Raw genomic sequence first — 19,872 nt, 5'->3', positions numbered from 1 at the left:
GTTACCCGCCTAGCGTTTGTGGTGTTCGGATTCGCAAACGGAAGAGCGGACATCATGCGCGCTGCAGTCGTCAAGAAGGCCGGTGGACCCGAGGTCGTCGAGGTCATGGAGGTCCCGCTCCCGGAGCCGGGCCCCCTGGAGGTCCGCGTCAAGGTCGCGGCCGCCGCGCTCAATCCCGCCGACGCCGCGGTGTGGGCCGGGTTCTTCGCGCTGCCGGAAGGGATCGAGTACACGGGGCTCGGCCTGGACGCCGCCGGGACGATCGACGCGGTCGGCCCGGGCGTCCTCCTCAAGGTCGGTACGCCGGTCATCGTGTTCGACGCCCCCGTGCTGCGCCCCACGAAGGCCCAGGCCGAATACCTGGTGACCGACCTCAACTCCATCGCCCCCGCCCCCGAGGGCATGGACCTGACGCTGGCGGCGACGATCCCTCTCAACGCGATGACCGCCTCACTCGCCCTGGACCACCTGCCACTACGGCCGCGCGACACCCTGCTCGTCACGGGCGCAGCCGGTGCCGTCGGCGGCTATGCCGTCGAGTTGGCACGGACACGGGGCGTGCGGATCGTCGCCCAAGGGCGGCCCGAGGACGAGGAGTTCCTCCGCGACCGGGGTGCCACCTGGTTCGTGTCACGCGACGAGGACCCGAGCGAGGCAGTACGGGAGTTCGTACCGGAGGGCGTGGACGGCGTGCTCGACGCGGCGGCGCTCGGCGCACCCGCGCTCGCGGCCGTCCGCGACGGCGGCGTCTTCGTGAGCGTCCGGTTCGACACACTGCCGACCCCGGAACGGGGCGTGGCCGTACGCCACACCGCCGCCGGCCCCGAGCCCACCCGCCTCGCCTTCCTCTCCGCCCTCGCCGAGGTCGGCGTGCTGACCCCACGCGTGGCACAGACCTTCCCCCTGTCAGAGGCCGCCGCCGCCCACACCCAGCTCGCCGTCGGCGGCGCCAGGCGCGGCCGGATCGTGCTGGTGCCGTGAATCCCGGCTGCGCCCCACGACAGCGGAAGGAACCGATCGTGAGGGAAACCCCTGTTGTCACCGCGGTGACCAGGATCTCCGCTCCGGTGGAGGCCGTGTGGCGCGTGGTCGTCGCGCTGGATCAGTACGCGCGGTGGCACCCGGTGCTGTCGTTCGACGCGAAGCCCGACGAGGTCGCGGTCGGGGCGGAGGTTCCAGGCCGCGTGTCGGACAGTGACGATGCCGCCGGGCAGGAGGTCACGATGAGGATCGTCGAGGTCGAGGCACCCCACCGGCTGGTCTGGGAAGGCGGATCTCGCGACGCGATCCTCGGCAGGCACTCGTTCACGCTCACCCAACAGCCGGATGGCACCACGGAGTTCACCGACTCCGAGGAGTTCTTCGGCGCCACCGCCGCCGAACTCGTCCCGGCGCTCGACCGGCTCAGGGAGACGTACGCCCGGTACGGCGCCGCCCTGAGTGCGCGTGTGGAGGAGACCCGGCCGCGTGGTGCGTTCCGCACCGATCAGAGAGAACGTGATGGATTCACCCCCGAGTGAGGCCTGCCCCGCCCAAGTGTCGCTCCGCGGAAATTCCGCGTTCATCCGGCTGTTCTGGTCTCCTGGGACGTGGACGCGATCATGAGCGACGACCTGGACGGGGTGGTGAAGAGCTGTGCCGAACGAACATGACCTGGACGGTGCTCTGCGAGTGGCCGTGGAGTTGGCCGAGTGGGCGTCGGAGGCGATTCGCGGCGGGAACCGAGGAGGCTCGGGTCCGGTCCGGCAGAAGGCGGGCCCGGCCGACATCGTCACGGACACGGACGAGGCGGTGGAACGGCACGTACGGGCGGTGCTACGGCGAGAGTTCCCCGACTGGGGCATCGACGGCGAGGAGTACGGCGCCGAGGAAGGCACGTCGGACGACGCCCCGCACTGGGTGATCGACCCCGTGGACGGAACGACCAACTACGCCCACGGACTGGGCTGGTGCTCCTTCTCCCTGGGCCTGACGGAGCCGGACGGCAGTCCGCTGCTGGGCCTGGTGGCGGACCCGTGGCGGGGCGAGGTCTTCACGGCGGTACGCGGCAAGGGCGCGCACCTGAACGGAGCCCCGATCCACGCGGCGGACCACACCACCCTCACGGGCCATGTGTTCCTGACCGAGTGGGCGGCCCACGCCCACTGGCCCGGCCTGGACGCGCTGCTGGCGAAACTCGCCGAACGGCACTGCACGGCCCGTGTGATGGGCTCGACCGCGCTGTCCCTGGTCCAGGTGGCGGCCGGTCGAGCGACGGCCGCCGCGATCGGCGAGTTCCACCCGGTGGACGGCCTGCCCGCCCTGCTCATCGCGACCGAGGCGGGTGCGGTGGCGATGCCGCAACTCCCTTCGTACGGTGAGCCGTTGCTGCTCGTGTCGCCCGACGCGGCAGCGGAGGCCGGGGAGTTGTGGCGTACGACCGTCGGGGCCTAGCGACTGGGGCGCGTGCCGCTACGACAGCGGCATCACCCTGCGGTAGGTGACCACCGCGACCGCCGCGACCGTCACGTGCATCAGCAGCAGCGCCCCGACACCGGTCGCGCCCCCGTCGCCGTAGAGCAGGAAGTCGGGGACGAAGGACACCACGACGAGGGTGGGCACCAGTCGGCGCACCAACGCCTGGGGGTCCTTCGACACCTTGCGTACGACGGCCCAGCCGAGGGCGCCCGCCACCAGCCCGAGCGTGGTCAGGAAGATGTACGACGGTGCCTTCAGGGGCTGGAAGTCGTCGGGTGCGCCTGCGGCCAGGGCGAGTTGGGCGAGCACCGTGTCCGCCGCGGAGGCCACCACGATCGCGGCGAGCACACCTCCCGCCACGACCAGCGGACCTCGGCGGACGGCGACTGCATCAGAGGCGAGAGACATGGCGACTCCAGAGAGGGTGGCTACGGGAAGAGCCCAAGGAGTCCCGGGACGGGTCGTTTGAACTCTCAAGCGAGAGTCTGACCGACTCCGTTTGAAACTTCAAGCGCGATGGTGCTCGTCACCCGTCTGCGGACCCGGCGCACCTGCCTCTAGGGGTACGGATGTCGGAACGCATGGCGTCCCGCGCCGACCTCGAACGGGGCGCTGCCGTCCGGGAGTTGGATCTCGGCCCGGGTGTTCGGGGGGATCAACGCCTCGACGACGAGGACGTCCCCCTTGCCATCCTTTCCGCCCTTGACGCTCTCGATGCGCCAGCCCGCCTCCGCCCTGCCGTACGGGGTGTCGTGGGCCGCCTTCGCCCAGGTCAGATCGCCTCCCGGGACCGGGGCGACGCGCAGCCGCCGCCAGCCGGGTTCGGCGGCGGTGAGGCCCGCGACCGTGCGGTGCAGCCAGTCGGCGACGGCGCCGAGGGCGTAGTGGTTGAAGGAGGTCATCTCGCCGGGGTTGACGGTGCCGTCGGGCAGCATCGAGTCCCAGCGCTCCCAGACGGTGGTGGCGCCCATGGTCACCGGGTAGAGCCACGACGGGCAGCTCTTCTCCAGGAGCATGCGGTAGGCGAGCTGGGGTTCGCCCGCCGCGCACAGGGCGTCGCAGATCAGGGGCGTGCCCGTGAAACCGGTGGCGATACGGAAGGACGCGCCGCGCACGATGTGCGCCAACCGTTCGGCCGCGCCCCGCCGTTGACGCTCCGTCGGGAGGAGCGAGAAGGCGATGGCCAGGGCGTACGCGGTCTGGGTGTCCGAGGACAGTAGGCCGTCCGGCGTGACGAACCGGTCGGCGAATCGCTCGCGTACGGCCCGCGCGTGCGCACGGAAGCGGGCGGCGTCCTCCTTGCCGTCCAACTGCCCGTTGCTGTCGAGGAGTTCGGCCACCTCGGCCAGCACCTCGGCGGAGCGGATGACGTAGGCGTTGGCGACGAGATCTCCGTCGGTCCGCGCCTCCCCCGGGCGGTCCGGCGGGGCCTGCGGGTCGAGCCAGTCCCCGAGCTGGAAGTCCTGGTGCCACAACCCGTCGCCCTCGGCGGTGAGTCGGATCGTGGCCTCGCCCCAGGCCCGCATGCTCGGGTACTGGGTGCGCAGCACCTCCAGGTCACCGAACCGCTGGTACAGGGTCCACGGCAGGAGCACCGCGACATCGGCCCACACCGCCTGGGCACCCGCGTCCTGAAAGGCGGCCGGCAGTACGTCGGGGACGACGAGGGGCGGAACCCCGTCCGGGCGCGCCAACTGCTCCGCGGACAGGTCGCGCAGCCAGCCGGTCAGCATGCCGGAGCAGTCGTGGAGGAAGGACGCGGTGGGCGCGAAGACCTGTATGTCGCCGGTCCAGCCCATGCGTTCGTCGCGCTGAGGGCAGTCCGTGGGGACGTCGAGGAAGTTGCCGCGCATCCCCTGCACGACGTTCTCGTGCAGCCGGTTCACCAGCGGGTCGGAGCACTCGAACCAGCCGGTGCGGGCCATGTCCGTGTGCAGCACGACCGCCTCGATGTCGGCGGGGTCGAGCGGGCCGGGCCAGTTGCCGATCTCGGCGTATCGGAAGCCGTGGAAGGTGAAGTGCGGTTCGTAGACGTCCACCCCATCGCCTCTCTCCGCCTCTTCGCCTCCCTCCGCGCCTTCGCCGCGCAGGACGTAGGTGTCCGTGGCGGCCGCGAACCGCAGCGGGCGGGTGCTCAGTTCGCCGTGCTCCAGCACCTCCGCGTGGCGCAGGGTGACCTCGTGGCCGGCAGCGCCCCTGACGCGGATGCGCAGTCTCCCGACCAGGTTCTGTCCGAAGTCCAGGACGGTCTTCCCGGACGGCGTCGTGACGACCGCGACCGGAGCGACGGTCTGGGTGCGTCGCACGGGCGGGCCCGTCGGTGCCACCAACTCGGCGCTGGGGAAAGGGATTTCACGGACGGTCGCCCACCCGGACGTGTCGTGTCCCGGCGTGGACCAGCCCGGCCGCTCCCGCCGTGCGTCGTAGGCCTCACCGTCGTAGATCTCCGAGCGCAGGACGGGACTCGACGCCGTGCGCCAGTGCTCGTCGGTGACGACGGTCTGTGTCGTGCCGTCGGCGTATCCGATCTCCAACTGGGCGAGGAGCGCCCGGTGTTCGCCGTAGATGGCGCGTCTGCCGCCGTGGAAACCGAGGCGGCCGGTGTACCAGCCCTCGCCGAGGAGGGCGCCGATGGTGTTCTCGCCGGTGCGGAGCAGTGGGGTGACGTCGAACGTCTGGTAGCGCAGGCGGTGTTGGTACGAGGTCCAGCCGGGGGCCATGACGTGGTCGCCCACACGCTCGCCGTTGATCTCGGCTTCGTAGACGCCGTACGCGGTGATGTACAGCCGGGCGGAGGCGACGTGGCCGGTGAGGGTGAAGTCGCGGCGGAGCAGCGCTGCGGGGAGTGGTTCTCCGGTGGGGGCGTCGCGGTCCGGGGTGACGGGGTGGGCCGTCCAGTCGGCCGGTTCGAGGAGGCCGGTCTCGGCGTACGCGTGCTCCGACCAGGGCGACGGGTCGTCCTCGGCGTCGCCCCAGACGCGGACGCGGACGCCGACGCGTTCCCGGGAGCCCAGGTGCGGCCCGGGCCAGGGGACGAGAACGGACTCTGCGGACTCCACGCGTCCGGTGTCGGTGAGGACCGTGCCGTCGGCGGTGCTGATCTCCACCTGGTGGGCGGTCTGCCGCCAGCCCCCGGTGTCGGTGACCGTGCGCCAACTGAGGCGCGGTGCGGACTCGCCGATGCCGAGGGGTTCTCGGTGGTGCTCGAAGGTGGGAGGTGTGACCTGCACGGGGATCAACTCCGGTTCGGGGCATGGCAGATGTACACCCGTGGGGCTCCGCCCTCGTCGGGCACGGGCTCCCCGGCGTCGGCGCGCACGCCCTCGCGGACGGTCTCGCCTGTTCGGGGATCGACCACTCGGTAAGGCAGCGGGACGTTCTCCGGGGCGGTGATGAACAGCGGGCCGCCCTCCTCCGCATAGCAGAGGTAGAGCTCGCCGGGGACGGACAGCCCCCGGGGCGCCAGGGCGGAGTGCCAGTCGGGCCGCATGTCCGTCAGGGGGAGGCCGTCGAGGATGCGGGAGATCAGCCCTACGTGGCGTGAGCCCTCGAAGTCCAGGGCCTCCCGCCAGCCCGCGCCCTCGGCCAGGAAGAACTCCTCGTGGCCGGGTTCGGTGGCGTGCAGCCGCCACTGCCACAGGCTCGCCGCGCCGTAGACCACGCCCATCGTTCCGCCGGCGCAGAGGTTGCTCCAGGCCTCGTGCCCCTGCCACCAGCCCGCGGCGCGGCCGGGGCGGCCGGTGTTCTCGTACGTCGGCTCGGCGTTGGCGACCGCCTTGGCGGGGGTGTTGCGCCACATGTCGGCGACCCGTTCCTGGACGTGGCCGCCCATGTGGCCGGTCTGGCACCACTGGAAGTGCAGCCAACTCTCGCTCTGGTGGGCGCTGTTGTCGGCGTGCGGGCGGTAGTGGATGCCGCAGGGCTGGCCGTAGTCGTCCCAACGGCCGACCTCCGCACCGCCCGCCGCGATCTGCGGTTCGCGGCCCTCGCCGTCGGCGCCGACCAGGTAGACGACGGGGGCGGCGCCGTAACGGGCCACGAGGTAGCGGCAGTAGCGCGCGTACTCCCGCGGGGGCACCACCGGGCCCGCCACCCGCAGGCCCTTCCAGCCGAACCCGTGGAAGAGCGGCTGGAGTACGGGGACGATCCCGTGGTCGCGGAGGATGCCGATCAGCCGGTCGAGGTACTGGAAGTACGCCGGGTCGAGCACATTGACGTGCCCGGTGGGCAGGTCCTCGAAGCCGACGTCGAACCCTTCGTCGGCTGTGCGGTCGCGCGGTCCGCGCGCGTCCATGTCGGGCTGGACGCTCATCAGCAGCGCCGCGTTGAAGCCCTTGGCCCGCCGGTCGGCGGCGTACTTCCTCACCTGTTCCTCGGTGGCCCGCCAGGGCAGGGCCCAGGCGGTGTCGCCGACCAGCAGCGCGGGCGTCCCGTCGGCGTGCACCAGGCTGCGGCCGCCGGACGACATCCGCCAGAACCCGTGCCGGTGAAAGGAGTTGGCGTCGTCGGCGGCGGGGCGTACGACGAGCGTTCCGCCCTGCCCGGACAGTCCTTCGTCCGCGACCGAACTGCCGCTGCGCCAGGTCCACTTTCCGTCCGCCCCCGGGGAAGCGAACCGGACCTTCCAGACCCGGCCGCCGTCCCAGAAGGCGGGGCGGCGCAGGACGGTCCCGGACTCGTGCGTGAACTCGGCCCATACGTCGATGTCGGTGTACGGGTTGGCGTGGTCGCGGGTCCCGGTCAGGACGATCTCCGTCTGCCGCCAGGGGCCGACCACCGGGTCCGCTTCCTGCTTGGGCTCGCTCATGGTCGGCTGACGGTGACATCGGCGGTGAGCGGCAACGTGGTCGACGACGGGCCGGCTTGCAGCGTGAAGGTCCCCGACTCGGTTGCCCAGGCGCCCGATTCGGTGTCCCAGTGCTCGAACGCCCGCGCGTCCACGGTGACCGTCGCGACGACCTCCTCACCGGGCGCCGCCTCGACCGCGGCGAATCCGGCGAGCCAGCGGAGCGGGCGCTCCACGTCGCCGCCCGAGCGTCCGGCGTAGACCTGCACGACCTCCTTGCCGTGCCGGGTGCCGCTGTTGCGGATCCGTACTTCTACGGCGAGTTCGGCGCCGGGCGGCAGCTCGCCGGGGACGTCGATCGAGACGTAGTCCCAGGTGGTGTAGCCGAGTCCGTGGCCGAAGGCGTAGCGGGGCGGCTGATATCCGGTGCGTCCGTCGCCCCGGTAGCCGATGAACAGCCCTTCGTCGTAGGCGAGTACGCCGTCGATCGGCTCGGTGGCAGGCAGTCCGTGCTCGGACACCGGCCAGGTGGTGGGCAGTCGGCCGCCCGGTTCCGCGATGCCCAGCAGTACGTCGGCGAGCGCGTTGCCGAACTCCTGCCCGGGGAACCAGGCGAGCAGTACCGCCGCCACTTCGTCCGCCCATGGAAGGAGCACCGGGGCACCGGAGTTGACCACCACGACGGTACGGGGGTTGGCCTCGGCGATCCTGCGGACGAGTTCGTCCTGCCGGCCGGGCAGGGCCAGGTTGTCGCGGTCGAAGCCCTCGCTCTCGACCTCCTCGGTGGTGCCGACCACGACCACGGCGACCTCGGCCTCGCGGGCGAGTGCCACGGCCCGCTCGATCTCCTCGTCGTCGCTGCCGTGCGGCGGCTGGACGTTGAGCTGGAACATGGTGACCGCGTCACCGAGGGCCTCGTCCGACGAGACGATGTCGTGGGTGAGCACGATCTCGGTCTCCTCACCCTCCGCCAGCTCGACGGTGTGGAGACGCTGCGGCGGGGTCATCAGACCCTCCACCAGGTCGGCGCCCGGCGGGAGTTGAAGGCGCACGTCGAACACCTCGGCCCCTGCCACGGACAGCCGGAAGCGTCCGATGCCCGAGCCGCCGATGGCGTACCGGCCGGCGACGGTCGCGCGGACCACGGTGCGTGCCCGCACCCGGGCGACCTGGCCGGTCGGCACTCCGGGGCCGTACGAGCCCATCCAGGTGTAGGCGCCGCCGGTACGGCGCTCGGAGCCGAGCAGGGTTCCGTCCTCGGACAGGAAGCTCACCTCCACGCCCGGGCCGGATCCGTCGGGGTGGCGGAGGTGGGTGAGTGCCGCCGCGGGTACGCGGGTCTGCGGGGTGACGCCGATGGCGTGGGTGACCTCGACGTCGTCGCCCAGGGCGGCGCGGATGCCGTCGAGGGGCGAGACGGCGTAGGACGGGAAGACGGTGGCGCTGCCGCCGCCGAGCGTCCGGGCCACGGCGGCGTTCGGGCCGAGGACGGCGACCCGGGTCAAGGACGCGCGGTCCAGGGGCAGTTGGGCGCCCTCGTTGCGGGCCAGCACGAATCCGGCGGCGGCCGTCTCGCGCAGTCGGGCCGCCACGGAGGCCGCGTCGTGATGGGGCGGCTGGGTGGTGGCGGATATGTCGCTCAGCGCACCTACCCGGGCGGCGAGGCGCAGGAGCCGCAGCACCTTGTCGTCGACGAGTGACTCGTCGACCTTGCCCTTGCGTACGGCGGCCACCAACGCGTCGCCCCACGGGCCGATCGGGCCGGGCATCACCAGGTCGAGCGCCGCACGGGCGGACGGCTCGGTGGTGCGCGCCGCGAACCAGTCCGACATCACCAGACCGTCGAAGTCCCAGTCGTCGTGCAGGATTTCGCGCAGCAGCGGGCTCTCGGTCATCGAGTACCCGTTGACCCCGTTGTAGGCGGCCATGACCGCCCAGACCCCGCCCTCGCCGACGATCCGCTCGAACGGCGCCAAGTACAGCTCCCGCAGGGCGCGTTCGCCGATGCGCGCGTCGAGCGTCATGCGCTGGGTCTCCGAGTCGTTGCCGACGAAGTGCTTGACGGTGGCCGCCACGCCGCCGCCCTGGACGCCCCGGACATAGGCGACGCCGACTCGGGCGGTGAGCAGCGGGTCCTCGCTGAAGCACTCGAAGTGCCGTCCGCCGTAAGGAGTTCGGTGCAGGTTCACGGTGGGGGCGAGGAGGACGTCGACGCCCTTGCCGCGTGCCTCGTGGGCGAGCAGTCCGCCGAGCCGTTCGACCAGCGGTTCGTCCCAGGTGGCGGCGAGTGCGGTGGGCGAGGGCACGTTGGCGGAGGGGCTGCGTTCGTCCCACAGCTCGCCGCGGACTCCGGCGGGTCCGTCCGAGAGGACCAACCGGCGTAGGCCGACGGCGGGTTCGGGGTGGAGGGACCAGAAGTCCGCGCCGGTCAGCAGCCGCACCTTCTGCTCCAGGGTGAGCGCACACAGGCGCCTGGCGAACTCGGCCTCGTCGTCGGCGGAGGAGGCGTCGGTGATGGGCTGCCGGTTCACGGAGTGCTCCTCGGTGAAGTGGGGTCGGTGGAGGAAGGGAGTGTCACGGGGGCGTCGTCACTGCGCTGGACGAGCAACCGGACGTCCCAGGGGCCGAGTTCGAGCGTGGTGCCCGCGGCGAGGCGTTCCCCGGTGAACAGGTCGTCGGTGTCCGCCGGGAGGCGGTAACCGACCGGATCCCAGGCCCAGTTGTGGACGAAGCGCAGGACGTCGCCGCCGGCGGTGGTGGCCGCCGTGCAGGTGACGGAGTCCGGCCGGTCCGCGCGCCAGGGGTCGGCGGGGAGCGAGACCGCGGCGAGCCAGTCGGCGAGGCTGTGCGAGAGCTCGCGGTCCGGGACCGTACCGACGTAGGTCACCCGGCCGTCGCCGTGCTCGTGCGTGGTGACGGCGGCGAACTGGCCCAGGTGCGGATGCTCGTATCCGGCCAGTACGGTGGCGCCCTCCGCGATCAGTCCGTCGGCCCAGGCGGTGGCCCGCCCGTGCAGGGCGGGGCCGTTCGCCGTCCCGTCCCCCTTGGTGATCGTGACCGGGGTCAGCACATTGGTGAACTCCTGGTAGCGCGCGCCCGCTGCGGGACGCAGCACTCCGGGCATCACCGTGTGCCGGGCGACGGCCTCCTCGTCGGCGTAGCCGGTGCGTGGGGTGAGGACGAGATGGCCGCCGGCTTCGGCGTACCGGCGCAGCAGGTCGAGTGTCGTGTCGTCCGCGATGTACAGCGCGGGGACGACCAGCACCGGCCAGCGGTCGACCAACTCCTCCGGATCGGACGGGAGTTGCTCAGGGGAAACGATGTCGACGGACAGACCGGCGTCGAACAGGCCCCGGTAGAAGGCGGCGACGATACGGTCGTAGGACTGCGGATCGCCGAACCAGGCAGGGGTGCTGCCCCGGAGCGGCGCCATGAACTCCATGGCCCAGCGGCTGTCGGCGGACAGCAGCATCGCGACGTCGCTGCGCGGGCGCAGGCCCTCGATCGCGCGGCCGGCCTGCTCGAACTCCCCCGCGATCGCCGCGAGTTCGTCGTAAGTCCGGCCGGGTTCGAGGCTGTGGCCGAGGATGCCGCCCCAGTAGGTCTCGGCGCCGTAGTGCAGGGAGTGCCAGTGCCAGTACTCGATCATCCGGGCGCCACGCGCGACCATGCTCCACACGGCTTGGCGGGCCTGGCCGCGGTAGAGGGGGAAGTTGTCCGCGGAGCCGCCGATCGAGGTGGCGTTGGTCTCCATGACGAGGAAGGGTTCCTGGCGGATGCCGCGTGCCATGTCGTTCTGGAGGTAGAGCCAGGCGGGTCCCGACCAGGCGACGAAGAACGGATACAGTCCGCCGTCCGGCTCGTCGGAACCGGGCAGGGCCAGCCCGTCCTGGGTGGCGTAGTAGATGTTGGCGCCGGCGACGTCGAGGGGCCGCCCGATGGCCGCGATGTCCAGGCCCTGCTGGCCGAGGGCGACGCAGGTGGTGACGAACTGGTGCTCCGGCACGAGGCCGCGGACCAACTCGGCGTGCCAGGTGATGTATTCCTGCGTCAGCCGGGACTGGTAGCGGCGCCAGGCGAGGTCGTACGACGGGGTGGAGTTGCCGTCGGGGGTCCACAGGTCCGCCCAGTCCTGCAACCGGTGGGACCAATAGGTCAGCCCCCAGCGGCGGTTGAGCGTCTCGACGTCGCCGTAGCGGTCGCGGAGGTGGTCGAGGAAGCCCTGGAACACCGAGTCGTTGTGGAAGAGCCGTAGTCCGGGTTCGTTGTCGACCTGCCAGCCGATGACCGCCGGGTGGTCGGCGTAGCGCTCGACGATCTTGCGGACCAGGCGTTCGGCGAGGTGCCGGAAGGCGGGGTGCGAGTAGTCCGCGTCCTGCCGCATGCCGTACGGGATGGCCTCCCCGGTACGTGAACGGGCCGCCGTCTCCGGGTACTTGCGGCGCAGCCAGGGCGGGACGGCGTAGGTCGGGGTGCCGATGATCGCCTTGATGCCGCGGTCCTGGGCGGCGTCGAGCACCGGTTGCAGCCAGTCGAGTTCGAAGTGGCCCTCGCGGGGTTCCCAGGTCGACCAGACCGACTCGCCGACCCTGATGACGCCGAACCCGGCCTCGGCCATCAGATCGAGGTCCTGCGCGAGCCGCTCGTACGGCTGGTACTCGGTGTAGTACGCGGCTCCGAAGAGCATGCGTGAGGAGGAAGTGCCCATACGCTGCTGGTGACTTTCTCTCAGGTTCCGGTCGGCTGGTTCAGGGCGGGACGGAGGCGTCAGTCCTCGCCCCGGTAGCTGAACCGCTCGAAGGCGACCGCGCCTTCGGCGGCGTACATGCCGACGACCCGGCCGGTGAAGGACGCGGCGGTCTCGGCGGAGACGTAGCGGCCGTCGAGGGCCGCGAGTTCGACCGGTCCGGAGCCGTCGCCGGATTCGACGGACAGCCGGACCGTGTCCGGGCCCAGGGCGTCCAGGCCCATGCCGCGCACCGGCTCCGTCTCGATCCGTACCGTCGCCGGCCCCGGGGGAATCGACTGCTCCCAGGTCTGGGAGAGGCCGCCCACCCGGGCGCGGGCACGGGCGAGGCCGGCGCCCACCTCGATGTCGTAGTGATGGCGTTCGTCGATGCGCAGGCTCAGCCCGCCGACTCCCTCGCCGCTGTCCACGCGGACCGAGAAGACGGCCGACTCGTGCTGCTGGCGGCGGCCGACGAACCGTGGCCGCGGGTCGTCCATGGTGGAGCCGTCGGCGTGGATGACGAGGTGGCCCGGGCGCTCGGTGAGCGAGGACCAGTCGGCGGCGGGTGTCCGTATCGAGAGCCATTCCAGGCCGAGTTGGGCGCCGCTGAAGGTGTCGTGGTGCTCGACCGGTCCAATGGGCGGGGTGAGTTGGACCGGTTGCACGACCGGCCAGCCGTCGACCCATTCCAGCGCGGTGCTGAACGTCTCCCGGCCCATGGGTGAGAAGGCCCTGGTCAGACCGCCGGGTCGCATCCCCAGCAGGATCAGGGCCCAGCCGTCGTCGGGGGTGCGCACGAGGTCGGCGTGGCCGGTGTTCTGGACCTTGCGGGCGGTGCTGCGGGCGCTGAGCACGGGGTTGGCCGGGCAGCCCTCGAAGGGGCCGTCGGGGCGGGGGCCGCGGGCGATGCTCACGGAATGCCCGCGCTCGGTGCCGCCCTCGGCGATCAGGAGGTACCAGGTGCCGTCGATCTCGTAGAGGTGCGGCGCCTCGGGGAACATCAGGCCCGTGCCGGACCACAACGACCGTGGTTCTTCGAGGGCTTGGCCGGTTTCGAGGTCCGTCCGGACCTGCTGGACGCCCAGGTGTTCGCCGGCGTGGTCGCCGTCGAGTTGGAGACCGGAGTAGGTGACGTAGCAGGTGCCGTCGGCGTCCCAGGCGAGGTCCGGGTCGATGCCGGGCGCTCCCCGCATGACGATGCCGTCGGACCAGGGGCCCTCGGCGCGGTCGGCGGTGAAGATGAGGCTGCCGCGTCCCATCGCGTCGGTGACGACCAGCCAGAAACGGCCGTCGTGGAAGCGGATGGTGGGCGCCCAGGCGCCGCCGAGCGTGGGGATCTTCTCGACCGCCAACTGCCCGGGCCGGGTGACCACATGGCCGATCGGCTCCCAGTGCACCAGGTCGCGGCTGTGGAACAGCGGTATGCCGGGGAGGTACTCGAAGCTGGAGCAGGCGAGGTAGTAGTCGTCGCCGACGCGGGTGACGCTGGGGTCCGGGTGGAAGCCGGGGACGGTGGGGTTGGGCAGGGTCATGCTCGGTCTCCCGACGTCGAGGCGATAGCGGGGGTGTTCGTGGAGGCGTCGGCCGCCATCGCCGCCGCCAGCCGGCGCCGCTCGGCTCGGCGCTCCGCCTGCCGCTGCGGGTCCGGCACCGGCGCGGCGAGCAACAGGCGCTGGGTGTAGGGGTGTTGGGGTGTGGTGGTGACGGTCGCCGCGTCCCCGGTCTCGATGATCTCTCCGCCCTGCATGACCGCCACCCGGTGGCTGATGCGCCGGACCACGGACAGGTCGTGGGTGACGAAGAGGTAGGCGACGCCGGTGCGTTCCTGGATCTCGACGAACAGGTCAAGGACCCGGGCCTGGGTCGACAGGTCCAGGGCGCTGACCGGTTCGTCGCAGACGATGACCCGGGGGTCCCGTGACAACGCCCGTGCGATGGCGATGCGTTGGCGCTGCCCGCCGGAGAACTCCCGTGGCAGCCGCTCCCCCGCGTCGGCGGGCAGCCGTACGTGGTCGAGGAGGTCCCGCACCCGCTTCTCGGCCTCCGCGCGAGGGGTGCCCGCGACGCGCAGCGGTTCGCTGAGGATGTCGTTCACGGTCATCGCCGGGTTGAGGGAGGTGTACGGGTCCTGGAACACCACCTGGATGTCGCTGCTGAGCGCCCGGCGTTCCTTCGCTCCCAGGCCCGAGATGACCTTGCCGTCGTAGCGGACGGTGCCGGAGGTGATCGGGGCCAGTGCGAGGACGGCCCGGCCCAGGGTGGTCTTGCCCGAGCCCGACTCACCGACCAGCCCGAGCGTCTCGCCCGCGCCGATGGTGATCGACACCCCCTTCAGCACCCGGAACGGCGGCCTGCGCCAGCCTTTCGACGGGTACTCCACGACCAGGTCGTCGACCACCAACAGGGGTTCGGCCGGGAGTTCCTTCTTCGGTGTCCCGTTCATGGTCGCGGTCATGCCGGACCCTCCTGACGTCCGGTGTGCGTGATGCCCGCGCCGCTCGCCGACACGGTGCGGCTCGGATCGAGCGCGGCCCTCGGCTCGGCGTCCTCCAGCGTGGACGCCAGGAGCATGCGGGTGTACGGGTGTTGGGGATCGGCGAACAACTGCGCCACCGGTGCGGACTCGACGACGGCGCCGGTCTGCATCACCGTCACGCGGTCGCACAGGTCGGCCACCACGCCGAAGTCGTGGGTCACCAGGATCAAGCCCATGTTCCGCTCGCGCTGCAGGGACCGCATCAGGTCGAGCACCTCGGCCTGCACGGTCACGTCGAGGGCCGTGGTCGGCTCGTCGGCGATCAGCAGGTCCGGTTCGCAGGAGACGGCGCCGGCGATGAGGACGCGCTGCGCCATGCCGCCGGAGATCTGGTGCGGATAGGAGCGGAAGACCCTTTCCGGGTCGGAGATGCCGACCCGCTCCAGCAGGCCGAGTGTCTTCGCCCGTGCCTCGGCCGCCGACAGTCCGAGGTGCCGGCGTACCGGTTCGACCAGTTGGGCGCCGATACGGAAGGAGGGGTCGAGGTTGGACATGGGTTCCTGCGGGACGTAGGCGATCCGGTGGCCGCGGTAGCGGTTCATCGCCGCGCGGCCGAGCCGGCTCAGCTCCGTTCCGTCGAACAGGAGGTGGTTGGTGGTGACTTGGGCCTCCCTGGGCAGCAACCCGAGGACGGCGAAGGCGGTTTGGCTCTTGCCCGAGCCCGACTCCCCCACGAGGCCGAGCACTTCGCCTCGGCGCACCGTCAGGGAGACGCCGTCGACGACGGTCTTCTCGCCCTGGGCCGTCGGATAGGAGACCGTCAGTCCGTCGAGGACGAGCAGGGCGTCGTCCGTCTCGGGTGTGACGGGCGGTGCCTTCTTGTCGGCATGCGGCGCACTCTTGTCGGCGTGTGGTGCCTTCTTGGCCGCGCCCTCTCCACGGGACGCGGCGCCGCGCGACGGCTTCCGCACCGCGACCGCGCTCCCGTCCAGCGCGTCCCGCAGGGCGTTGCCCAGCAGACCGAACGCGGCGACGGTGACCGCGAGGGCCGCTCCGGGCCAGACCATCAGTTCCGGCTTGGTGTAGATGTTGCCGAAGGCGTCGTTGAGCATGGAGCCCCAGCTCGCCTGGGTCGCCGAGCCCAGCCCGAGGAACTCCAGCCCGGACTGGATGACGATGCCGAGACCGAGCATCTGGGCGGCCTGGATGATGGTCGGCGCCTGCACGACGGGCAGGATGTGGCGGCGGATGATCCGGGAGTCCGACAGGCCGGACACCCGTGCCGCGTCGACGTACAACTCCTCGCGTACGGAGATCACCGAGGCGCGGATCAGCCGGAAGACGCCCGGTGACATCAGCACGCCGAAGACCGCCATGGCGAGGTACGTGTTCTGGCCCACCGCGGACATCACGACGAGGAGCACGATGATCGCCGGCACGGCCATCAGCAGGTTGGACACCCAACTGCTCACGGCGTCGAACCACTTGCGGTAGTAGCCGGCCACCAGACCGGCGGGAACGCCGATCACCACGGCGACGGCCACCGCGAGCAGGGCACCGAGCAGGCTGGTGCGGCCGCCGTAGAGGAGCCGGGCCAGGACGTCACGGCCGACGCCGTCGCCGCCGAGCGGATGCCTGCCGCTCATCGGGGCGAGGCTGTCGGTCAGTGAGGAGCGGGCCGGGTCCTGACTGGTGATCAGAGGGGCGAACAGGCTGGCCAGCGCGATGATCGCGAGGATCACCAGGCAGGCCACGGCCAACGGGTTGCGCAGCAGTCGGCGCAGGAGTCCCGCCCGCCCCTGCGCGGCGACAGCGGGAGCCACCGCTTCTTCGGACAGGGGAAGCGTCATCCCACACGCACCTTCGGGTTGAGCCAGCCGTATGCGAGGTCCATGAGGATGTTGACCACCACGACGAGGGCGACCATGACCACGACGACACCCATGACCACCGGTGTGTCGCCCTGGGAGCCGGCGGTCGTCGCCTGGCTGCCGATCCCGTTGAGGCCGAAGACCTTCTCGACGACCACCGCGCCGCCGACCAGGCCGATGAACTGGAGGGCCAGCACGGTCAGCGCGGCCGGGGCCGCATTGCGCAGCGCGTGCCGGAACAGCAGGCTCCGCTCGCTGATGCCACGGCTGCGGAGGGTGCGTACGTAGTCCGCGCGCAGGACGTCGACCATGGAGCCGCGCACCTGTTGGGCGGTGGCGGCGATCGCGCCGACGGAGAGCGACAGCGCGGGGAGGGTGATCGACTTGAGCCAGCCGCTCGCCGAGTCCGCCAGCGGCACATATCCGGTCGCGGGCAGCCAGCCCAGGTCGACGCCGATCACGACGGCGAACACCAGGGCGACCAGGAAGCTCGGGACCGCGAACCCGAGGACCGCGAGCAGTTGCACCACCTGGTCGAGGGCGCCCCGGCGGACCGCGGCGGCCACGCCCAGCACCGTGCTCAGTACCGCCGACACCAGGAGTGCCGCCAGCACGATCGACAGGGTGACCGGCAGTCTGTTCTCAAGTGAGCTTGTCACGGACTCGCCGCTGAACCACGAGCTGCCGAGGTTGCCGTGCAGCACGTCCGCGAGCCAGTGGCCGTAGCGGACCACGAAGGACTGGTCGAGTCCGAGTTCGGCGGACTTCGCCGTCACCTGCTGCTGGGTGGCGGTCTGCCCGACGATCTGGCGTACCGGATCGGAGCCGGTGAGGCTCATCAACGCGAAGGTCGTGGTCGCGATCACCAAGACCAGGACCAGCCCGGCGGCGATGCGCCGGACCAAGAAAACGATCATTAGTCTCTCCACCTTGCCTTTCCCTGACCGGTGTTGACCGGCGCGCCGGCCGGGACGGTGTCCCTTCCGGCCGGCGCGCCGGCCGGGTCAGCCAGCGGGCTTGAAGTTGTAGATCGGCGGGACGGCGGCGAACGCCTGCGGGGTGAAGGTGACGCCCTTGGTCGTCGCGTAGGTGGCCTCCACCGAGTCCCAGGGCGCGTTCCACGCCTGGTCGACGAGGTAGGTGTTGAGCTGCTTGAACAGCGCGTCCTGGGCGGCGCCGGTCGCCGACTGGGCCTTCGTGACGAGGTCGGTGACCTTCGGGTCCGAGCTGTGCAGCGGGTTCCACAGCGCGCTCTTGGCGACCTCGATCTGGATGGTGTCCCAGGGGCGGAAGGAGGCCAACGTCATGTACGACAACGGGTACTTGCCGGCGAGGAGGGCGCTGATGAACTGGGTGACCGGGATCTTGTCGACCTTGACCTTGATCCCGATGTCCTCCAACTGCTGGACCATCGCGGCCTGTTGGTCGGGGAAGACCGAGGACACGTCCGGGACGGTGACCGAGAAACCGTGCGGATAGCCTGCCTCGGCCAGGAGTTGCTTGGCCTTGGCCGGGTCGTAGGAGTACGTGGAGTTGAGCGATTCGTCGAAGGCGGAGCCGGCCGGGTTGAAGATCTGGGTCGTCGCCTTGCCCAGTCCCTGCTTCGCCGTCTTGACGATCGTGGAACGGTCGAACGCGTAGTTCAGGGCCTGGCGGACCCGCACATCGCCGAGCGCCTTGACGATCTTCCCCTCGCGATCCCAGATGTAGACGCCCTCGACGTCACCGGATGTGTACTTGGTGACGGTCAGCCCGCTGCTCTTGGCCGGCGCGATGTTCTTGGCACTGGCCAGCAGCGCGCCGTTGACCTGTCCGGAGCGCAGCGCGTTGAGCACGGCGGTCGGGTCGGTCAGCGGCTTGAGGACGATCTTGTCGAAGGGGAAGGCAGCCTTGTTCCAGTAGCCCTGGTTGCGCACGAAGGTGTACGTACTGCCGTCCGTGGTCGCGGACTTGTCCAGGGTGTACGGCCCCGATCCCACCGGCGTGGTCTTGATCGTCCCCGCGTCGATGGCCTTGGGGCTGGCCATCATTCCGGCCACGTTGCCGAGGTTCGGCACCAGGGAGGGGTCGGGGGCCGAGAGCTTGATCGCGACCGTGGTGGCGTTGACGACGTCGACGCCCGTGATGCCCTTGAGCTGGCCCGCGGCCTCACTGGTGCCCTTCTCGGTGTGCAACAGATTGGTCTTGACCGCCGCCGCGTCCAGGGCCGTGCCGTCGGTGAACTTGACGCCGCTGCGCAGGGTCATCGTGAGGACCGTACGGGCCGCGTTGTACGACCACTTGGTCGCCAGGTTGGGCTTGACGTCGGCCGTCGGGGACAGCCGGAGCAGCGAGTCGTATACGGGCTGGTAGTACTGCGCGTTGTTGCCGAGACCGGCATCGGCCAGATCCCACGGCTGCGCGGCGACCAGGGGGGCCAGGGTGAGGGTGCCGCCGGTGGCCGCCTTGCCCGAACCGGTACCCGATCCCGAGCCGCACGCGGCCGCGGACAACATCAGGACAGCCGATACGGCGGTCAGCGCGATTCTTCGCATGGGTGCTCCGCTGGTGAGTGGATGACCGGGCGGCATCGGTCGACGAGCCGCCCTTCAAGGGCCTCGGAGGGAGTGGGAAACCAGGTCCTGACGCGGCCTGGACCGTTCTTGGCGGTCAGCCGTTCCTGGCGGAAGGGGCTATGCATCCACCGTGTTTCGGTGGGTCCGAAATCAGCCACTGATACGTACAAGTGAAACGTATGCGTAACGTAGCCCCGCGCTTGGTGGACCACAAGGGGCGTGCGGGAGGTTTTTGGGGAGTGGGGATCAGGACAAACGGTGGGGGGCCGTGAGGGGTGGTGGTGAATGGCAGGGTGGGGGTGCCGGGGGGGGAGAGTGCAGGGGTGCGCGGGGTGAGGGTGCGGTGAGGCCGGGGCGTGGTGGTGCGTGGGACTGGGGCGCGGTGGTGAGCGGAGCGACCGCGCGATGGCATGGGGGGAGATGGACTTTCGCGGAATCGGGCGGAGATGTGCTGGTCGGGTCGGAGCAGGGTGGGGCCGGCCTGGGTCTCGTCGGCCTGGGGCGGGTCGGAGTTGCCCGGGCGGGTTGGCTCGGCCTGCGTCAATATCGGCTTGGGCGGGCGTAGGACAAGTCCGGCTCGCGCCGCGCTGGTTCGGGTTGCGTCGGAACGGTCAGGTTTGCGTCTGACTGGCCCAGGTCGCGTCGGACCGGTCCAGCTTGCTCCGGCTCGGGCCGCGTCAGGCGGGCGCGGGCCGCGCAACGATCGGCTCGGGCTGAGCGCGACAAATCGGCTCGCGCCAGGGCTGGTTCGGCTTGCGCTGGAACGGTCAGGTTCGCGTCGGAACAGTCCAGCCTGCGTTGGCTCGGATCGCGCGGGACCGGTCCAACTTGCTCCAGCTCGGGCCGCGTCAGGCCGGCGCGGGCCGCGCAACAATCGGCTCGGACTGCGGGACAAATCGGCCCGCGCCAGAGCTAGTTCGACTTACGCCGGAACAGCCAAGTTCACGTCGGGACAGTCCAGCCCGCGTCCGCTCGGATCGCGCGGGACCGGTCCAACT

At 71.0% G+C, this 19,872-nt stretch carries 13 protein-coding genes; 3 read left to right on the top strand and 10 right to left on the bottom strand.

What is annotated here, in order from left to right; translation table 11 throughout:
* The first annotated feature begins 54 nt into the window (after nucleotides 1-54).
* The 3 genes from OG223_RS50240 to OG223_RS50230 all read left to right on the top strand — a co-directional run bounded on the left by OG223_RS50240 (nucleotide 55) and on the right by OG223_RS50230 (nucleotide 2,433).
* The gene (locus OG223_RS50240) at nucleotides 55-981 is read left to right on the top strand and encodes a zinc-binding dehydrogenase (protein WP_329264246.1); all 927 of its coding nucleotides are present in this window, start codon (nucleotides 55-57) and stop codon (nucleotides 979-981) included.
* Between the two features lie 38 nt (nucleotides 982-1,019).
* The gene (locus tag OG223_RS50235) at nucleotides 1,020-1,520 is read left to right on the top strand and encodes an SRPBCC domain-containing protein (protein ID WP_329264245.1); all 501 of its coding nucleotides are present in this window, start codon (nucleotides 1,020-1,022) and stop codon (nucleotides 1,518-1,520) included.
* A 115-nt stretch (nucleotides 1,521-1,635) separates the two neighbouring features.
* Nucleotides 1,636-2,433: an inositol monophosphatase family protein gene (locus OG223_RS50230; protein WP_329264244.1), complete on the top strand. Its 798-nt coding sequence runs from the start codon at nucleotides 1,636-1,638 to the stop codon at nucleotides 2,431-2,433.
* An 18-nt stretch (nucleotides 2,434-2,451) separates the two neighbouring features.
* On the opposite strand, the gene OG223_RS50225 is transcribed toward OG223_RS50230, so the two are convergent.
* From OG223_RS50225 to OG223_RS50180, 10 genes are all read right to left on the bottom strand, one after another.
* Nucleotides 2,452-2,865: a DUF6069 family protein gene (locus OG223_RS50225; protein ID WP_329264242.1), complete on the bottom strand. Its 414-nt coding sequence runs from the start codon at nucleotides 2,863-2,865 to the stop codon at nucleotides 2,452-2,454.
* Between the two features lie 149 nt (nucleotides 2,866-3,014).
* Nucleotides 3,015-5,687: a family 78 glycoside hydrolase catalytic domain gene (locus OG223_RS50220; RefSeq protein ID WP_329264240.1), complete on the bottom strand. Its 2,673-nt coding sequence runs from the start codon at nucleotides 5,685-5,687 to the stop codon at nucleotides 3,015-3,017.
* Nucleotides 5,688-5,692: 5 nt separating this feature from the next.
* Nucleotides 5,693-7,264, bottom strand: a complete 1,572-nt coding sequence (locus OG223_RS50215; RefSeq protein WP_329264238.1) for an apiosidase-like domain-containing protein — start codon at nucleotides 7,262-7,264, stop codon at nucleotides 5,693-5,695.
* Complete coding sequence (locus OG223_RS50210) at nucleotides 7,261-9,774, bottom strand: beta-glucosidase family protein (RefSeq protein WP_329264236.1); 2,514 nt, start codon at nucleotides 9,772-9,774, stop codon at nucleotides 7,261-7,263. Before OG223_RS50210 ends, OG223_RS50215 begins: the two co-directional genes overlap by 4 nt.
* Nucleotides 9,771-11,951: a beta-galactosidase gene (locus OG223_RS50205; RefSeq protein WP_329264234.1), complete on the bottom strand. Its 2,181-nt coding sequence runs from the start codon at nucleotides 11,949-11,951 to the stop codon at nucleotides 9,771-9,773. Before OG223_RS50205 ends, OG223_RS50210 begins: the two co-directional genes overlap by 4 nt.
* A 59-nt stretch (nucleotides 11,952-12,010) precedes the next feature.
* Nucleotides 12,011-13,504, bottom strand: a complete 1,494-nt coding sequence (locus tag OG223_RS50200; protein WP_329264232.1) for a glycoside hydrolase family 43 protein — start codon at nucleotides 13,502-13,504, stop codon at nucleotides 12,011-12,013.
* Nucleotides 13,501-14,427, bottom strand: a complete 927-nt coding sequence (locus tag OG223_RS50195) for an ATP-binding cassette domain-containing protein (RefSeq protein WP_329264231.1) — start codon at nucleotides 14,425-14,427, stop codon at nucleotides 13,501-13,503. Before OG223_RS50195 ends, OG223_RS50200 begins: the two co-directional genes overlap by 4 nt.
* Nucleotides 14,424-16,298 carry a dipeptide/oligopeptide/nickel ABC transporter permease/ATP-binding protein gene (locus tag OG223_RS50190; protein WP_329264229.1) on the bottom strand — a complete coding sequence of 625 codons (1,875 nt, stop codon included), beginning with the start codon at nucleotides 16,296-16,298 and terminating at the stop codon, nucleotides 14,424-14,426. The genes OG223_RS50195 and OG223_RS50190 overlap by 4 nt, the downstream gene beginning before the upstream one ends.
* Complete coding sequence (locus tag OG223_RS50185) at nucleotides 16,295-17,236, bottom strand: ABC transporter permease (protein ID WP_329264228.1); 942 nt, start codon at nucleotides 17,234-17,236, stop codon at nucleotides 16,295-16,297. The genes OG223_RS50190 and OG223_RS50185 overlap by 4 nt, the downstream gene beginning before the upstream one ends.
* Before the next feature lie 87 nt (nucleotides 17,237-17,323).
* Complete coding sequence (locus OG223_RS50180; RefSeq protein ID WP_329264226.1) at nucleotides 17,324-18,853, bottom strand: ABC transporter substrate-binding protein; 1,530 nt, start codon at nucleotides 18,851-18,853, stop codon at nucleotides 17,324-17,326.
* Between the last annotated feature and the right edge of the window lie 1,019 nt (nucleotides 18,854-19,872).

The sequence above is a fragment of the Streptomyces sp. NBC_01478 genome, from assembly GCF_036227225.1.
Lineage (GTDB): Bacteria > Actinomycetota > Actinomycetes > Streptomycetales > Streptomycetaceae > Streptomyces.
The sequence above is the reverse complement of the archived record's forward strand: the minus strand, read 5'-3'. Positions and strand labels throughout refer to the sequence as shown.